At 61.2% G+C, this 15,559-nt stretch carries 15 protein-coding genes and 1 pseudogene; 2 read left to right on the forward strand and 14 right to left on the reverse strand.

From position 1 onward, the window contains the following. Window positions 1-77: 77 nt before the first annotated feature. The 3 genes from AC3WOH_RS14405 to AC3WOH_RS14415 are packed head-to-tail and all read right to left on the reverse strand — an operon-like array spanning window position 78 to window position 1,993. Window positions 78-968 carry a LysR substrate-binding domain-containing protein gene (locus AC3WOH_RS14405; RefSeq protein WP_492229991.1) on the reverse strand — a complete coding sequence of 297 codons (891 nt, stop codon included), beginning with the start codon at window positions 966-968 and terminating at the stop codon, window positions 78-80. A gap of 48 nt (window positions 969-1,016) precedes the next feature. Next, a complete protein-coding gene (locus AC3WOH_RS14410) occupies window positions 1,017-1,478 on the reverse strand; it encodes a hypothetical protein (protein WP_492229992.1) in 462 nt (153 codons plus the stop codon). A gap of 11 nt (window positions 1,479-1,489) precedes the next feature. After that, window positions 1,490-1,993 carry a LysR family transcriptional regulator gene (locus AC3WOH_RS14415; RefSeq protein WP_492229993.1) on the reverse strand — a complete coding sequence of 168 codons (504 nt, stop codon included), beginning with the start codon at window positions 1,991-1,993 and terminating at the stop codon, window positions 1,490-1,492. Between the two features lie 471 nt (window positions 1,994-2,464). On the opposite strand from AC3WOH_RS14415, the gene AC3WOH_RS14420 reads away from it, so the two are divergent. After that, a complete protein-coding gene (locus tag AC3WOH_RS14420; protein ID WP_492229994.1) occupies window positions 2,465-3,304 on the forward strand; it encodes a hypothetical protein in 840 nt (279 codons plus the stop codon). Window positions 3,305-3,537: 233 nt separating this feature from the next. Here AC3WOH_RS14420 and AC3WOH_RS14425 read toward each other — a convergent pair whose 3' ends face one another. The 10 genes and pseudogenes from AC3WOH_RS14425 to trhO all read right to left on the reverse strand — a co-directional run bounded on the left by AC3WOH_RS14425 (window position 3,538) and on the right by trhO (window position 12,922). Further along, the gene (locus AC3WOH_RS14425) at window positions 3,538-3,750 is read right to left on the reverse strand and encodes a hypothetical protein (RefSeq protein ID WP_492229995.1); all 213 of its coding nucleotides are present in this window, start codon (window positions 3,748-3,750) and stop codon (window positions 3,538-3,540) included. Window positions 3,751-3,829: 79 nt separating this feature from the next. Beyond that, window positions 3,830-4,153 carry an H-NS histone family protein gene (locus tag AC3WOH_RS14430; protein WP_492229996.1) on the reverse strand — a complete coding sequence of 108 codons (324 nt, stop codon included), beginning with the start codon at window positions 4,151-4,153 and terminating at the stop codon, window positions 3,830-3,832. Window positions 4,154-4,516: 363 nt separating this feature from the next. Continuing rightward, complete coding sequence (locus tag AC3WOH_RS14435; protein ID WP_492229997.1) at window positions 4,517-5,011, reverse strand: Pycsar system effector family protein; 495 nt, start codon at window positions 5,009-5,011, stop codon at window positions 4,517-4,519. Continuing rightward, entirely contained in the window at window positions 4,995-5,594 is a 600-nt protein-coding gene (locus tag AC3WOH_RS14440) for a Mov34/MPN/PAD-1 family protein (RefSeq protein ID WP_492229998.1), read from the reverse strand. Before AC3WOH_RS14440 ends, AC3WOH_RS14435 begins: the two co-directional genes overlap by 17 nt. Then, window positions 5,591-7,288, reverse strand: coding sequence for a ThiF family adenylyltransferase (locus AC3WOH_RS14445; protein ID WP_492229999.1), 1,698 nt, complete (start codon window positions 7,286-7,288; stop codon window positions 5,591-5,593). The genes AC3WOH_RS14440 and AC3WOH_RS14445 overlap by 4 nt, the downstream gene beginning before the upstream one ends. Next, the gene (locus tag AC3WOH_RS14450) at window positions 7,285-8,838 is read right to left on the reverse strand and encodes an adenylate/guanylate cyclase domain-containing protein (RefSeq protein ID WP_492230000.1); all 1,554 of its coding nucleotides are present in this window, start codon (window positions 8,836-8,838) and stop codon (window positions 7,285-7,287) included. Before AC3WOH_RS14450 ends, AC3WOH_RS14445 begins: the two co-directional genes overlap by 4 nt. 643 nt (window positions 8,839-9,481) lie before the next feature. Beyond that, window positions 9,482-9,646: pseudogene (locus AC3WOH_RS14455) on the reverse strand (asparaginase); the annotation flags it as partial. A gap of 27 nt (window positions 9,647-9,673) precedes the next feature. Then, entirely contained in the window at window positions 9,674-11,224 is a 1,551-nt protein-coding gene (locus AC3WOH_RS14460; protein ID WP_492230001.1) for a hypothetical protein, read from the reverse strand. 28 nt (window positions 11,225-11,252) lie between these two features. Continuing rightward, window positions 11,253-11,945: a glutathione S-transferase gene (locus AC3WOH_RS14465; protein WP_492230002.1), complete on the reverse strand. Its 693-nt coding sequence runs from the start codon at window positions 11,943-11,945 to the stop codon at window positions 11,253-11,255. Further along, the gene (gene trhO, locus AC3WOH_RS14470; RefSeq protein WP_492230003.1) at window positions 11,942-12,922 is read right to left on the reverse strand and encodes an oxygen-dependent tRNA uridine(34) hydroxylase TrhO; all 981 of its coding nucleotides are present in this window, start codon (window positions 12,920-12,922) and stop codon (window positions 11,942-11,944) included. Before trhO ends, AC3WOH_RS14465 begins: the two co-directional genes overlap by 4 nt. A gap of 94 nt (window positions 12,923-13,016) precedes the next feature. Between trhO and AC3WOH_RS14475 the strand changes: the two genes are divergently transcribed. Then, the gene (locus AC3WOH_RS14475; protein WP_492230004.1) at window positions 13,017-14,657 is read left to right on the forward strand and encodes an HD domain-containing phosphohydrolase; all 1,641 of its coding nucleotides are present in this window, start codon (window positions 13,017-13,019) and stop codon (window positions 14,655-14,657) included. Window positions 14,658-14,660: 3 nt separating this feature from the next. Here the strand turns inward: AC3WOH_RS14475 and AC3WOH_RS14480 are convergent, their stop codons facing one another. Further along, a complete protein-coding gene (locus AC3WOH_RS14480) occupies window positions 14,661-15,518 on the reverse strand; it encodes a LysR substrate-binding domain-containing protein (protein WP_492230005.1) in 858 nt (285 codons plus the stop codon). Window positions 15,519-15,559: the final 41 nt, after the last annotated feature.

Genomic DNA, 15,559 nt, shown 5'->3' on the forward strand with positions numbered 1-15,559 from the left:
GTTCACCGACACACGAGAAACGTCCATTCCCAATTTCGTTGAACTCCATACCTTTTCGGTAAGGAGTTTTCTAAGGGTCAATCTGCGCCAGCGGCGCTATAAGTTCGCACCGTTTCCAGCATGCGTGCGAGCAACGGCGATGCCTCGTCCTTGCGGTAAAAGCAGTACAGGTCCATGGTCGCTTCGCCCCGCGCCGCCACCAGCGGCACATAGCGCACGCCAGGGAACTGCACGCTCAGCATGGAGTAGGGCACCACCGTCAGGCAGTTGCTGAAGGCGGTCAGCATCGTGGCCATGACCACATCGCTGGTCTGCGTGGCGATCTGCGGCTCAAAGCCTTCCTCAGCGCACAGCCGCAGCAGCGTGGCCGTGGCCGAAGGGGACGAGCCCACCGCCAGCGCGTGGTTGCGCAGCAGGGACACAGGCACCTTCTTGCGCCGCGCCAGCGGATGATTGTCTGACATGGCCACCCACAGCGGCTCGCTGGCCACACGCTCCACCTGCAGGTCACTGTCGGCCGGTAACAACCGCTCGAACACGATCAGCACCCGGCCCTGCCGCAGGGCAGTCACCTGCTGCGGCGTCTGCGCGTGGTACAGCGCAATCTCCACATCAGGGTTCTCGCGCGAGAAACGTGCAAGGATGTTCGGCACGATACCGAAGATCGCCGAGCCATACACCCCCACATCCAGCCGCCCCAGCTTGCCGCGCGCCGCCCGGTGCGCCCGGTCCGCCGCCTGGTCCACCATGCCGAAGATGGCTTTGGCATCGCGCAGCAGGGTCTCGCCCGCGTGGGTCAGCACCATGCCGCGCGGGGTGCGCTCGAAGAGCTGGGCGCCGACTTCGGCCTCCAGGGCCTTGATCTGGCGGGTGAGCGGCGGTTGGGAGAGGTGCAGGCGCTCGGCGGCACGGCCGAGGTGGCGTTCTTCCGCTACGGCTACGAAATAAGTCAGGCGGCGGAGGTCCATGGGCGTTAACTCGGCAAGACGTCAAAGCATGGCGGCTTCACGGTAGTGCTAGTCACCACGGCGCTCATAGAAAAGGACTTGGTATTCGCGCAGATCATCCGATGAGCCTTCGATGAACTCCACCGCAAATTTCCGGCCAGGGAAGTCGATTTCCAGTTTCGCAGCCCATGAGGCCTGAAGCGTTTTACCCAGGAACTTCAACTGAGTCTCTGTTGCCTCCGACCAGATGCCTGGATGCTGAATGTCAAGAAGATGAAGGTGGTTGATTGTGGCCTCGACCGCTCTTTCGTGGCGGGCCGTGTGGGCCAGCCAATCCTCCACATCTGACTCGGTGACGCCCTCCAGGAACACCATTCCCCGCACCTCCACGAACCTTGGCCAAACAAGGCTTGCATATCCAACTGCGTGCGAGAAGGTGCCCATGCAACTGGCCCACCCTTCCGGGGACTGCTCGCCTCCATTGTGGGCATCCCACTCTTTCAGTTCTGGGACCAATTCATAGCGATTCATAACTTAGTGGTTCATTTCAGCTGTTGGCAACTGGACGAATATGCCATCTTCCAGCAGGAAGACATTGCGTTGCATAGCGCAATCTCCACACCCGGGTTCTCGCGCGAAAAGCGCGCCAGGATGCTTGGCACGATATCAAAGATCACCGAGCCATACACCCCCACATCCAGCCGCCCCAGCTTGCCGCGCCCCGCCCGGTGCGCCCGGTCCGCCGCCTGGTCCGCCATGCCGAAGATGGCTTTGGCATCGCGCAGCAGGGTCTCACCCGCATGGGTCAACACCATGCCACGGGGCGTGCGCTCACGGAACTGCGCGCCGACTTCGGCCTCCAGAGCCTTGATCTGGCGGGTGAACGGGGGTTGGGACAGGTGCAGGCGCTCGGTGGCACGGCCGAGGTGGCGCTCTTCCGCTACGGCTACGAAATAGATCGGCGGAGGTCCATAGGGAATACAAGCGGCAAGATGTTGCCACATTCTCACACCAAGAAAAAGCGCTATCTCTTTGACGTGGAACATTGTGCCTTGATAGCGGATTACTACTCGTAGGGCGCGACTCGGCTACAGTGATATACGACGAAGATCGTCAGCTCAGCCCGGCAATAACATCGTTTATAAGTCAACAAGCTACGATGCTATACGCTGAAATTCCGATGTGTTGGAGGGCCCCATCATCTACAGCAGCGACGCCTACTCATGGTCGAGACTGGCTCCATCAGCGGTGGCATTCCGATGATTCTTGTTAGGCTGGGTGATATAAATTTCAGTGCGCCAGTTGCACTTGACTGCGCAGGCAGTTGCTACATAAATTTTTGCCCTTCAGGCATAGTATCATTCCCTTCTGAAAAGTGATATCTTGGTCGGTTGACTGTTGCGCTGATTTATTTCAATAGCCTGGAAGGCCAGGCTTGTCCGTTAGTGGGTTTTCGCTTAACTGCAATTTTCAATAAATGTAGTTGAGGAGAAATTTTAATTTCCTGGATGTACTCTATGCAATTTTTTGAAAAAATAAGAATATTCATTGTTGATTTTATGTCGATTTCATTAAGAATCCGACTTTTAATTGGAATTTTCTTTGCAGCGCTCGGTAGTTCAACGCTCATTGGATTCGTGGCAGAACTTGGCGCCGCTAATTATGCTCTTGCCTACGGTGCGCGCCTCCCGACAGAGGGCGTCCCCTATTTGAGGCATGCTGCAGCGGCCATTAGCCTTTCTGTATTTTTGATTGCATTTGCAATACTTGGCTTGTTAAATATAATGATCGTAATCTCTATTCGGCAGTTCATGTCCATGTCCATGTCCATGCCTGCGGATGATTCACGAGCAAATTGGGAATCTATGGGTGGAATTCCTTTGAAGATTTATATAATCAAAGGGGCGATTCCGGCATTTGCGGCAACGCAAGGGTTGACGCAATTTTTTTATCTTTTTGCTCCGTTAAAATCCATTTCTCAATGGATCCTTCCCGCATTCTCTCTTGCTGCAACGCTGATGGTTCTCTTTTTGGCTAGAAAGCCGAATTTGGTAAAGTGGCTGGTTGTTTTTGTATTCACGATTTCGGTTGGTGCCTTTTTTGCATTTGCTTTTACCCCTTCCCTATACGGCCAAGCGCTTGGGTTCGCACGATTGGGTGGTGGCGTCCCCATTCGACTGGAAATTAACTGCGAAAGCAAGTCGAAATGTGATTCTGAGGTGGTTGGCAATCTATTTTTGAGGACAACTGAATCTTTTTTGCTGCGCGACGCGAAGACTCAAGAATATAGGGAAATTCCAAATCGACTGGTCGATTCAGTGCGATACGTTGGGGTTGAGAGATGGGGAACAAAATGAACACCTTTTCAAGCCTAATCGCTATGTATATGAAACCACCCGGTTTCGCTACTTGAAGGCCCACCTTGGGTTCGAAGCAGGAGTACCGCGCCACCTGCGAAAAAGCGCTTCTCAGAGCGCCTTTCTTTCATGCAAGCCGGTAGGTTACCGCTCAAACGCCGCCTGCAACTCCGCCTTGCTGGCCTTCCACTGGTGCAGCATCAGCATGAGCAACTGCCGCGTCTTCTAGGGATTCAGCTCGCCCGCCAGCACCGCACTAGCCTCGAAAGTTGCCTTGCCGCCGCCCTGAAAGCCATACAGCGGGTAGGTGCGGCCTTGTGCACGCGGGTGGAGATGACCACCTGCACGCCCTTGGACAGGGCGTACTTCACTGCCTCGAACATCGAGATATTCATGTTGCCCATGCCCACGGCTTGCACCACGATGCCCTTGGCGCACTGGTCCACGGCTTAAAGCGGCTAACAGGGGTAACCTCGGTTTTCGTGCAAATCCAGAATTCGATTGCCCGAATTTCTTTGGCGACAACTACTTAGCGTTTCGAAGATGACTTTTCCGAGGCATGAAATCTTCAAGGCGTTTGCCCTGCTCCAATGCTTCGCTCAACCACTTGGGACGGCGGCCCTTACCCGCCCATGTGTTGCCCAGTGCGTCTCGATACATGCTCGCCTCGCCACTTGACGGTGGATCTACTCGAGACATCTTTCGAATAGCCACTCTGGATTCAGACGTACTTGTGTCAAACAAGTCGTCAGGCACGAGTTCAAACCTGGCGATCACCGCTTTTATCAGCGGAATGATCTCCTCGGCTTCATGGACCTCATTCATCGCTTCTTCGAGGCGCTTCTTCATCTGGGTGAGTGTCTTGGGCAACGCTATCTCCGTATCGAGTGCTTGGGCACAATTTTGCTCATCTGGACGCTCATTGTTTCCAGGCAGGTACCGCGCTTCGTCACCGAACCGCCTGCTGATTGAGGCTCAAATAGCCATCCGCAAGGGGGTTATTTGACCTGCGTTTCGAGGTCGGAATACAGGGTGGGTAATAGCATTGCCCATTCCAGGAGTTAGTCCTCTTCGTCGCCAGCTGGGAAGGCATCAGTCGGCGCTCCAAATGCCTGTGCAGGGCATCGTTGAGATGCCTTTCGCGCTTCATGAAGTCAACTGGTGCTCCCCAATTGGGAACTTGGGGAGCCATGATTTTGGCAGGGGCTCCGGTTACTTGTGGACCAGCATGATGATTGCAGCGAACCAAGGCAGAATGGCCAGAAACGACCACAGCATCCCGTGTCGGACCCAGCGAAACTTCTCGCAGGCAATTTGAGCGTTGCGGTGAATTTGAGATGTCCAATCCGTGAGAAGTGCGTCAATGGAAGCACCTTTAAAGCTGTTGATGTAGTCGGCCTCCTCAGTTTTTCCTACGCGCCCAAAGAAAAGCAAGGATGCAGCGGGCCCGCTAACGCGAGGCAGAACTGCAAAAGCTGCGCAAACCAGACCGATACCCAAGCAAAGTGCCGCCCCCAGGGTGAGCAAATAGGCCCACTGCGTGCGCATAGCCACATCAGCCGTGCTGAAAGCTGCCCCTAGTCCTCCCAGCATAGCGGTGTCGATGGCGACGATGACGCCCACTTTTACTTCGGCGGCTGCAACCCATCCAAGATTGCGCTCCAATACCCACTGCGCCGTTTGCAGGCGCTCATTTTCTGTACTCACGTTGATCTCCTCGAAATTCTCTGCGAAAGCGTTTGACCGACGTGACAGCCCCTTGATCATGCTGCAAGGATCGCCCTAGCCCCGTTCTGCTGAAATCCACCTCTTCTTGAACAGATACACCGTCGGGTGCACCTAGCCTGACGCGAATCGGTGCGTGCGCTCTACGAAAGGCATGGGTGGACCCCACCAGCCGGCCGCTCCCGCCAAGCTTGACGATCAGCAGCACGAGAAATGTCGAAGTCTGTTCAGGATCATGCATTTCCAAATGCATGTTCCACACGTCAGGTGGACTCGGCAACGCCAAAAAGCTGGGATGGGAGTGCCACTCGCCGAGATAGTTGAATCGCTCAGGATTGTTCCCTGTGAGCATGCGGAAGCGCCGCATGAACCTGCGATGCTGCAACGGATCGCGCACAAACGACGTCGGGGTGCCATCGCGCTGCACGGAAAGATCTCTGACGAGAAACTGGCCGTCCGCAATCTGCTCAGCGGCCATCACGCCACCGATTTCGTTGCGTCCCGCAGCTTTTAACTCCCTTTTGAGCTTGCGCACGCATCTGGCGCTAAGAATGATGTCGATCATTGTTCAGACGGAGGCACAAGGTCTGGCAGAACTGTGGCAGCCGTCGAAAGGAAGGCGCCAATCGCTCCCAAAGCTGGTGGCGGCTTAAGCTTAATTGGGAATGTTTGAAATGGCTCTGCGAAGATCCACTCTGCGCGCAACCCGATGACATAAGCCGAATACGGATAGTCCGATTCGTTGGCGGGAAGCATTGCATCAAGAGCCATGCGCGCCAAATGGGCGGCGATGACCGACACATCCGCATCATCAGCAATCATGCTCGGCTGGTTGTCAGGCTCAACTCCATAGTCAATGTCACTGTCCTTGGGCGGCTTTGGAAACTCGGGATTGGTCATCCAAGTATAGATTTCATGCCGCACATCAAGTGCATCTGCTTCAAGGCCAGGCCGACTACGCGCAACGTAGCCGCCATATCCTCCGCCGAACACGCGCCCCCACACCATTGGGATGTCATCCATCGTCGCAACCTGGGCGGCCATACCGAAACCTTGGCCACTGGCTGTGGTCTCGACAATCAAATCGCACTCGGCCAGCTTGCTCAGGCAAGTAACAAGGTTTGCCGTGGAAAACTGGCCTCCAAGATGGCCAATCCAACCATCAACTTTGATCTCCGGATTGATCGCTTGCAGCCTCTCTGTCACACCATCCACTTTGTGCGCACCAACTGCCGTCCAGTCGAGATCGTTGCGCACAATGTTGGCGATCTTCATTACATCGCCATCTACGAGGTAGAAGTCCGTGACGCCGGCACGAGCGAGACTAGCAGCGACCTTGCTTCCCATTGAGCCGCAGCCTACGATGGCCACACGCTTGCCAGCCATCGCAGTGTTCCGAGCTGGCGCTCGTTGTTGGTAGTCCATAGGAACCTTGGCTAAGTCGTAGGCCTTTTCTCCCAGCCATTTGGCGAGCACTTGTCCATCCAGGAGGCCGATGGCGACACCGTATCCTGAATACGCAATCGAAGAAAACCGCGCCCAAACCTCGTCAGGGGAGAGCTTCTTGTCAAGCAGTGCGAGGTGGCGCGCATCGCCTTTCTGGAGCACAGCGACTCTCGCCAGCCGATTCGCCTTGGCTCGTAAACGCGAGGGGATTCCCTCATCTACCCAAGCGTTGTGTTCGGCAGATCCGACCAGGCCGACTGCGAAATGCACTACGCAGTTTTCGTGATCGACAGCCGTGAGGTCCATGCCATGTACATCTCCTCCTCGCCGGATCACTTCAGCAATCATTGCGTCGCTGATGACAAGACGCGCAGCTTTGAAATGCAGTAATTGCGCCGGTGTGACGTGATGGGTTGTTGGCACCCGCATTGCATTGCCGACATCATCGACCTGCGCTTCGGTACCAAGCAGATTGCGTGCGCTGATCAGCATGTCAGCCCCATTGAAGTCTGTGTGCCAGTTGTCCGCACGCATCTCCAAACACAGCTCACCACTCGGCCACTGGTGGATTGACCAACGCTCTCCCTCCGCCCGAGGTAACACCTGTATCGGGCAGAAGGGATAGACAAACGGATAGACGAGTCTGACTTCTCGCAGCCAGCCGCCCGCTTCAAAATCGACCTCAGCCGATACCGTCCCTGCCGACTCATCGACCGCCCAAACTACTCGCTTTACCCATCCTTGAGGGAGCAGATTCTCAAGGGCTTCCTGTTCGTGCACAAGACGGTCAGGAAACCGCTGAAACCAGTTCAAGCAAAGCCTCGCTGGCTATTGGAGGGCTGCGCTGCGACCTTGCCAAAGGCGAAGCCAGCCGCTGCTGCTGTGGCCGTGGCGGGCTGCAGAAGCCCACCACTGAGTGTGGCGGCCTTCTTCGCTTCGGTTTTGGGGTTGAGCGCCTCTTCTGCCGCGACATAGTCGAAGTCGGCGCGGCGCCGGTCGGCACCGAAAAGCGTCTGGAACTGCTCAGGAGCATGTTTGTAGAGTTCGGGACCCATGGCTGTCTGGCGGCCATTGCAGCGCTTCTGCTCCCCCTCGGAGGCAAGCACTGAGCGGCTGATGCAGCAACGAGTACGCTCACCTTTGATGCCAAGGCGGGTGACCGAGATAACGCCGTGCTCCACGCCGATCGCCAACCCAAGATCGCCCGCGTCGATTTCTGCCGCCTTGAGCTCACTCATCGCCAGATTGAAGCTGCTACGCATTGCCGCGGCGCACAGCAGAGCGTTCTTGGCTGTCTCGGCGTCGTCGGTGGTTTGGGCAGTACCCTCAACCAGGACGCCGTGTATGCAGTCTCCGATGAAGCGGATCTTGCGGCCCGCGAAATCGTCATAGAGTACCGAATCGAGCTCGCCGCGCAGTACGTGGAGTGTCTTGACCACACTTGCTGCACTTTCATCGTCTTCAATTCGATCTGTGATGTAGCGCGTGAAGTTGTCGATGTCGGCGTAGACGGACGCGCTTTCCTGGCGACGCGAGTTGCCAGGCGTCAGCTTCTCCAGGTCGATATCCTTGAACGGTGGAGTATGGCGAGAGAAGTCAAACGACCCGATCGGATTGTTCGCCAGATCAGCCTCCCAGCTTTTGACAACGCTGCTGACGGTCACAGGAAGGTCTGCTGCCTTCTGTGCTTCTTCGATCTGGGCTTGGGTCACTTCCGTCTCGTCCATATCGATGACTTCGTCCCACCCGAGTACCGCACGGGCAGTGTTGGTCATGTAGATACCCTCAACATCGCCCCCAGCTCGCTTGGCAGCCTGATTGGCGGGATCGCCGAGAAACAGCGGCTCGCGGCTTGACCGCCGGCCATTGTTTACAGCCAGGGCCTTGCCGGAGTCAATGCCGACACGCGTCTTTGCCGCAGGCAATGGGTCGTCACCACCTTCACCGGTCTTGGTCAGCACATCACGGATCAATTGAGCCGTGGCCACCGCCTTGAGGATGCGCGCTTTCTCATCCCCGTAGGGCTTGGCGAACACGGCGTGCAATCGCTGGTTGTGGAAATCGATCTCGATTGCATCAACATCCGCCAGAATGTCGCGTACAGCGCGGTAGTGCAAGTTCAGAAACCTGAGCGTACGGCGATGGCTTGTGGTGCCCTCGTAGTCCGTGACATTGAGCATGTCACCGATGTTCAGGATGTCGATGTACAGGTGGACACCATCCACTCGATAGGCAACCCCATTTGCGATCCCCTGCAGGTCAGTGGTTCGCACGTACTCCTTGATGGTCACCGTACTGACTTCGGCCAATCGCGCTGTGATGCGCTTTTTCGCCGCAGCTTCGCTCCAACTCCGTTTCGCCATACTCGCTCCAACTGGTTGAATTTTCCCCGGGGCACTTGGCGCCAGGTAGCTCTCCTCAGCAGCGCAAATCAGGGCCGAGTCTGAGAATTCAAGCCACCAGCGCGGACAAAGCGCGGGGAGGCAGTCTCTGGGGAGAACGCGAGCCATCATCGCGCTCGCTTTGGTTATCGCCCCACTGTTGCCTGCGGCAGCCCTAAACCTCAGTTTTCCTTCATCGCTTGGGCCCGATTGGATCAAATTTCCAAGAGATGCGCAAAACGATAACAACGCTACCTATAGTGTTTTCGTGATTGAAGAACACTACATATAGTGTTTTTATGGTTTTCGGATTGAAGAGGTCCGGGTCCCGGCAGTCGTCTCCAGCAATGAGCGAACTGGAATGTGGGGTCGATCATTTGCCTGGGGGAGATCGAAGCGCGTCCAGGCGATTCATCAACTCTGTCGTGAGTTGCTGACGAGCGGCATCTGCTGCGACGGTTGCTGAAAGCTGTCGCTCCAGCTCCAGATTGCGCTGAGTGGCCTGGAGCAGATCGGCCTGCAAACCTCTTCTGGCGTCGTTGCCGGATCTTGTCGTACTACCCGTACTGCCTGCGACGCAGTGCCTAGCCAGAACCGCTTCGCTGAGTTTTGTTAGCCGCTCTCAGCGCAGCAGCGATCCATCCGCGCCGCCAAACATTGCCAGGATCTCCACGCGGGGCGCGGCAGAACACCGCCTTGTCGTCCCACACCTCACCCAGAAAGCCGAAGTCGCCGACTTGAAGGTCTCCACATTGCCGGTGTGCGTCTTGGTCATGCTGCGCGCGGCGTTGGGCTAATTGTTCGGACTGTAGACCCGTCAGCGCTTGGCCGAGAGCGGCGCCTTGCAGATGCCCCCCTGGCGCGGCGGCGGTGCCTGGCACGCCAGCACCATGCGCGCCGAAAAGCTGCCATTGCCCACGCCGCTGGACGAGCCGCGCAGCCAGGGGGCTTGCTCGCGTACGCGGGCCAGTGCGGCCCTGGCATCGGCGTCGCTGGCACGGCCTTCGAGCAGCACCACGCCGCCCTCGCGCAACTGCAGCCGGGTCAGGTCCACCTGGGGGCCCAGCAGGGGCAGCAATTCGCCCCGGATCTGCTCCTCGGTGTAGGCGGCACTGCTGTTGCCGCTGCCGTTGCCCGGCAGGCAGATGCTGGGCTCGCCGGGGGCCTGGCAGGCCAGGTCGAACAGCACGCGAAAGGCCACCTGCGTACCCTGCGGGCGGGTGTAGCCAACCTGGGCATAGACCACGTCGGGCGAGCGGCCCAGCGACTGCACCAGCGTGCGCACGGTCGCCACATCGGGGGCCGTGCCCTCCATTGCACCACCGGCTTTGTGCAGGTCCACGGAGGCCAGTTCCACACCGGGCGGCAGGTAGGGCCGAAAGCCGTCGGCCACCAGCTGGCGCGGTGCGGTAGCCACCGGTGGGCCGGGCACCAGCGCTGCGGGCCCGGGGGATGATGGCAGTGCTGGCGAGGGCCCAGCGCGGCCCAGCACCTCGTTGCGCAGGGCCAAGGCCTCGCGGCGGATCTCTGGCGTCAGCGCCATGGGGTGCACGCGGCTGGCGGGTATGTTCAGCGCGTCCTGCGGGCCGTCGATCCAGATCGGGTACAGATCGGCCAGGTTGCCGGGGGCCCGGGCGGGCTGGTAGTAGCCTGCCTTGGTGTCCGGGCCAATGCGGATGGAGTAGCGCGCCCCGGGGGTCAGGCTGCTCACGCCGATGTGCCGGGCGTTCACTTCGTGGAACAGCATGGCAGTGCTGCGTCGGTTACTGGTGAGCTTCAGCCACTGCACCTGGCCGGTGCCGCCAGCAATTGCACCGGCGTTGGATTCCACGCTCAGCAAGCCCATCTTCACGTCCTGGAACCACACGCGCAGCTGCGAGCTGGGGTTCAAGAAGACCCGCATCGCCGGCTGCTCCACCCGGTCGAACAGGTAGGTGGCACCGTCGCCACTGAGGAGAAAATAGTCCGCCGTGGCCACCTGCAGCGTGAAGCAGGGCGCGCCGCGGCCCTGTTGCTGCTGCTGCTGCGCACCGCCGCGCATGCGCAGCACCACATCGCGCGGCACGGTCTTGTCGCCCGGTATGTAGTTGTCCTCGCCCACGTCCACCTTGTCGCGCGGGCCGATCAGCCGGTTGTCTGGCCCCGAGATCACGCGCACCGTGCAGCCCTCGGCCACGATGCGCACCTGCCGCAGGTTGCCCAGTTGCCCCGAAGCGGGGTCCCACGCCCGGTCGCGCGACTCGCGCACCAGGCGCGACTTTTCGATCAGGGTGTCCGGCATGTCGGGCAAAGGTGCCGCCGTGGCGGCCAGGCCGGAGCCCAGGGCCAGAGCAGTCAGGCCGGCACGCAGGTAGGAGGGCGAAACCATGCAGGCATTGTGTGCCGTTATCGGGTATTCAGGCTGCGCTGGCGGGCCGCTCGGCGCCTTCGGGGTGCGGAAACACCACACCCTGGGTGCCATCCACCCAAGCGTCAAACTTGGGCATCACGCCCTCGAACAAAGCACTGGCCTGCCACTGTGCCAGCCAAGCCTGCAGCTTGGGCCAGGGCTGCGCCACCCACCAGTCGGCATCGATGCCCGCAAACTGCCGCACAAAGGGCGCAATCGCCATGTCGGCCAGCGCCGCATGGTCCCCAAACAGGAACGGCTGGCCCGTCAGCCGCGCCTCCAGCCCCTGCAGCCAGTCCACGGCCTGCACCCGCGCCTGGGCGCCATCGGCCTCGGGGTAGCGGCTCGGGTACTTGCACTGGTCCAGAGCCTGCTTGAAGGGGCCGTCGCACTCGGCGATCAGCGCCAGCATGGCGGCCTCGTCGCCCTGGCCGGGGCGCAGCCAGCCGGCGGGGTCGTTCTGGGCCAGGGCCCAGCGCATGATGTCCAGGCTTTGCTCCAGCACCGTGCCATCGGGCAGCACCAGCACGGGCACCGTGGCCTTGGGCGATGCCTGCAGCAGGCCCTGGGGCTTGGCGCGCAGCACCACCTCGCGCAGCTCGCAGACCTGGCCGCTCACGGCCAGGGCCAGGCGGGCGCGCATGGCATAAGGGCAGCGGCGGAAGGAGTAGAGGACGGGGAGGGCGGTTGTGCTGCTCATGCAGGGTCGTCCTCCGCCCTGCTGCGGGCTGGCGTGCCGGGCTGGCGGGCGCCGATGTGTTCCTCACCGCGCGCCTTGGCCAGTTGCATCTGCCGCTCGCGCTCGGCCAGGGCCTGTTCCTGCTCGGGCGTGCGGGTGCCGTGGCAATACGGGCAGCTCACGCCGGCCACATAGTGGGGCGAGGCCAGTTCGGCCGCGCCCAGCGGCATGCGGCACGAACGGCACAGCTGGTGGTGGCCGGGCGCCAGGCCGTGGCCTACCGACACGCGCTCGTCGAAGACAAAGCAGTCGCCATGCCACAGGCTGTCTTCCTCGGGCACGGTCTCCAGGTATTTGAGGATGCCGCCTTCGAGGTGGTAGACCTCGTCGAAACCCTGGGACTTGAGCAGCGCAGTCGATTTTTCGCAGCGGATGCCACCGGTGCAGAACATGGCCACGCGGGGCTTGCCGGCCAGGGCGCCGCCGGGTTGGGACTGCGCCTCCACCCAGGCCGGAAACTCGGCAAAGCTCTTGGTGTGCGGGTTTATGGCGCGCTCGAACGTGCCTATGCCCACCTCGTAGTCGTTGCGCGTGTCCACCACCACCACGGCGGGGTCGGCGATCAGGGCGTTCCAGTGCTCGGGCTTGACGTAGGTGCCGGCGTTGCGCGCGGGGTTCAGGCCAGGCACGCCCAAGGTGACGATTTCGCGCTTGAGGCGCACGCGCATGCGGTAGAAGGGCTGGCGCTCGCCCAGGGCCTCCTTGTGCTGCAGGGCGGCAAAGCGCGCATCGCTGCGCAGCCAGGCCAGCACGGCCTGCACGCCCTCGGGCGGGCCGGCGATGGTGCCGTTGATGCCTTCGGGCGCCAGCAGCAGCATGCCGCGCACGCTGTGGGCATCGCACAACGCCTGCAGTGGGTCGCGCAGGTCCGCAAAGTCCGGCAGGTCAACGAACTGGTAGAGGGCGGCGGTAAGGAAGCGGGGCGTGACGGACTGCACGGAGCGGCTTGTAAAACTGGACAGAAAGGGCTGATGATAGCGGTCACTTTTGGTTACGATGGGTGGTCGCCAACGTTGCAGCCAGGGTCGCTTCATGAGCAAGGAATCCACCGTCCACCTTTTTCGCCGGCTTGAGCAGCTCAACGGCATTGGTGCGGCGCTTTCGCGCGAGCGCGACATCGACCGGTTGCTGGAGAACATTCTGGAGGCCGCCAAGGCCATCACCGGGGCCGATGGCGGCACCCTGTACAGCGTGACGGAGGAGGGCGATGCGCTGAAGTTCGAGATCGTGCGCACCGATTCGCTCGACATCCGCCTGGGCGGCACCACGGGGCGGCCCATTGATTTTCCGCAGCTGCCGCTGCGCAATGCCGACGGCTCGCCCAACGATTCGCTGGTGGCGGCTTACGCTGCCATCCACGACCGCACGGTGAACGTGGGCGACGCCTACAGCGAAGAGGGCTTCGACTTCTCGGGCACGCGCCTGTTCGACCAGCGCACGGGCTACCGCTCCAAGTCGTTTCTCACGGTGCCCATGCGCAACCATGACCGCGAGCTCATCGGCGTGCTGCAGCTCATCAACGCGCGCGACCCCGAGACGGGCGAAGTGACCGAATTCTCCACGGCCGACCAGAGCCTGGCCGAGTCGCTGGCCTCGCAGGCGGCCATTGCGCTGACCAACCGGCTGCTCATTACCCAGCTCGAACGCCTGTTCGAGTCGTTCGTGAACCTGATCAACCTGGCCATCGACGAAAAGTCGCCCTACACCGGCGGCCACTGCCAGCGCGTGCCGGCCCTGACCATGATGCTGGCCGAGGCCGTGAACGCCACGCAGGAAGGGCCGCTGGCGGGTTTCACCATGACCGAGCGCGACCGCTACGAGCTCAAGATGGCAGGCCTGCTGCACGACTGCGGCAAGATCACCACGCCTGTGCACGTGGTGGACAAGGCCACCAAGCTGCAGACCATCTACGACCGCATCGGCCTGGTGGACACGCGCTTCGAGGTGCTCAAGCGCGATGCCGAGCTGGCCGCCCTGCGCCGCCAGCTGGCACTGCGGCCCGTGGTGGACGCGGCGGCCGAGGCACAGGAGCTGCAGGGCCTGCAGCAAAGCATCCACACGCTGGAGGAAGAGCGCGAGTTCATGCGCCGCAGCAACCAGGGCGCCGAGGCCATGCGCGCCGAAGACCAGCAGCGCGTGCGCGACATCTCGGCCGCGCGCCAGTGGCGCAACCCCCAGGGCGTGCAGACAAGCTTTCTCACGGCCGAGGAGGTGGAGAACCTGACCATCCGCTCGGGCACGCTCACCCAGGCCGAGCGCGATACCGTCAACTACCACATAGTCGCCACCATCAAGATGCTGGAGACGCTGCCCTGGCCGCGCCACCTGAAGAACGTCCCCGAGTACGCGGGCGGCCATCACGAGCGCATGGACGGCAAGGGCTACCCGCGCGGCCTTACGCGCGACCAGATGTCGGTGCAGGCGCGCATGATGGGCATTGCCGACATCTTCGAGGCGCTCACCGCAGCCGACCGGCCCTACAAGAGCGGCATGACGCTGTCGCAGGCCCTGGCCATCATGTGCAAGATGCGCGACAACGGCCACATCGACCCCGACCTGTTCCAGGTGTTCGTGCGCGAGGGCGTGTATGCGCGCTACGGGCAGGAGTTTCTGGAGCCCAACCAGGTGGACGAGATCCCGGCCGAAGTCATTGCCAAGGCTTTGGGCGGCTGAAGCTCACCCCACCTGCGCCATCAGCCACCGGTGAAAGGCCTCCATCGCCGGGCTGGGCGTGCGTGATTTGAGGCGCGTGAGCCAGTAGGCCCCGTGCTGCAGTTCCAGCGCAAACGGGCGCACCAGCCGGCCTTGCTGCAGCTCGCGCGTGAACATGCTCACCGGCAGCAGCGCCACGCCCGCGCCCTGCACGGCGGCTTCGGCCAGGGTCAGCGACGAGTCGAACACGGCGCCGCGCACCACGGGGCAGGGCGCGCCTGCGGCGTCGAACCAGGCCGCCCACTCGTCCACGCGGTAGGTGCGCAGCAGGGGCTGGCGTGCCAGGTCGGCCGGGTGGCGCAGGTGGTGGGCCAGGGCGGGGGCGCACATGGCCGTCATGGGGGCGTGCAATATGCACTGCGCCTCGGTGCCATGCCAGGCGCCGTCGCCAAAGCGGATGGCGTAGTCCAGGCCCTCGCCGGCCATGTCCACCCGGTTGTTGTGCGTGAGCAGGCGCAGGTCCACGAAGGGGCAGGCCTGCTGAAAGTCGCGCAACCGCGGCAGCAGCCAGCCCACGGCAAAGGTGCCCACCACGCCCACGGTCAGCACCTCGCGCGGGCGCGTGTCGCTCATGTGCTCCAGGGCGGCTGCTATGCGCTCGAAGGCATCGCTGAGCACGGGCAGCAGCGCCTGGCCCTCGTCGGTGAGCGCCAGGCCCCGGGGCAGGCGGCGGAACAGGGGCTTGCCCAGCCGGTCCTCCAGGTTGCGGATGTGCTGGCTCACGGCCGTCTGGCTCACGTTGAGTTCGTCGGCAGCGCGCGTGAGGTTCAGGTGGCGGGCCGACACCTCGAAGGCGCGCAGAGCGTTGAGCGGCAGGTGCATGGCAGTAGTGGGCATTGGAGCGGGCAACAAAACTCAGCGAA

Source organism: Acidovorax sp. FW305-C-20-28 (genome assembly GCF_058783375.1).

Coding starts and splice junctions, on each gene's coding strand:
- AC3WOH_RS14460 (WP_492230001.1), bottom strand. CDS start 11,224: ATGGTTTCGCCCTCCTACCTGCGTGCCGGCCTGACTGCTCTGGCCCTG.
- AC3WOH_RS14475 (WP_492230004.1), top strand. CDS start 13,017: ATGAGCAAGGAATCCACCGTCCACCTTTTTCGCCGGCTTGAGCAGCTC.
- AC3WOH_RS14465 (WP_492230002.1), bottom strand. CDS start 11,945: ATGAGCAGCACAACCGCCCTCCCCGTCCTCTACTCCTTCCGCCGCTGC.
- AC3WOH_RS14480 (WP_492230005.1), bottom strand. CDS start 15,518: ATGCACCTGCCGCTCAACGCTCTGCGCGCCTTCGAGGTGTCGGCCCGC.
- AC3WOH_RS14430 (WP_492229996.1), bottom strand. CDS start 4,153: ATGAAGAAGCGCCTCGAAGAAGCGATGAATGAGGTCCATGAAGCCGAG.
- AC3WOH_RS14410 (WP_492229992.1), bottom strand. CDS start 1,478: ATGAATCGCTATGAATTGGTCCCAGAACTGAAAGAGTGGGATGCCCAC.
- AC3WOH_RS14415 (WP_492229993.1), bottom strand. CDS start 1,993: ATGTTCCACGTCAAAGAGATAGCGCTTTTTCTTGGTGTGAGAATGTGG.
- AC3WOH_RS14420 (WP_492229994.1), top strand. CDS start 2,465: ATGCAATTTTTTGAAAAAATAAGAATATTCATTGTTGATTTTATGTCG.
- AC3WOH_RS14440 (WP_492229998.1), bottom strand. CDS start 5,594: ATGATCGACATCATTCTTAGCGCCAGATGCGTGCGCAAGCTCAAAAGG.
- AC3WOH_RS14450 (WP_492230000.1), bottom strand. CDS start 8,838: ATGGCGAAACGGAGTTGGAGCGAAGCTGCGGCGAAAAAGCGCATCACA.
- AC3WOH_RS14405 (WP_492229991.1), bottom strand. CDS start 968: ATGGACCTCCGCCGCCTGACTTATTTCGTAGCCGTAGCGGAAGAACGC.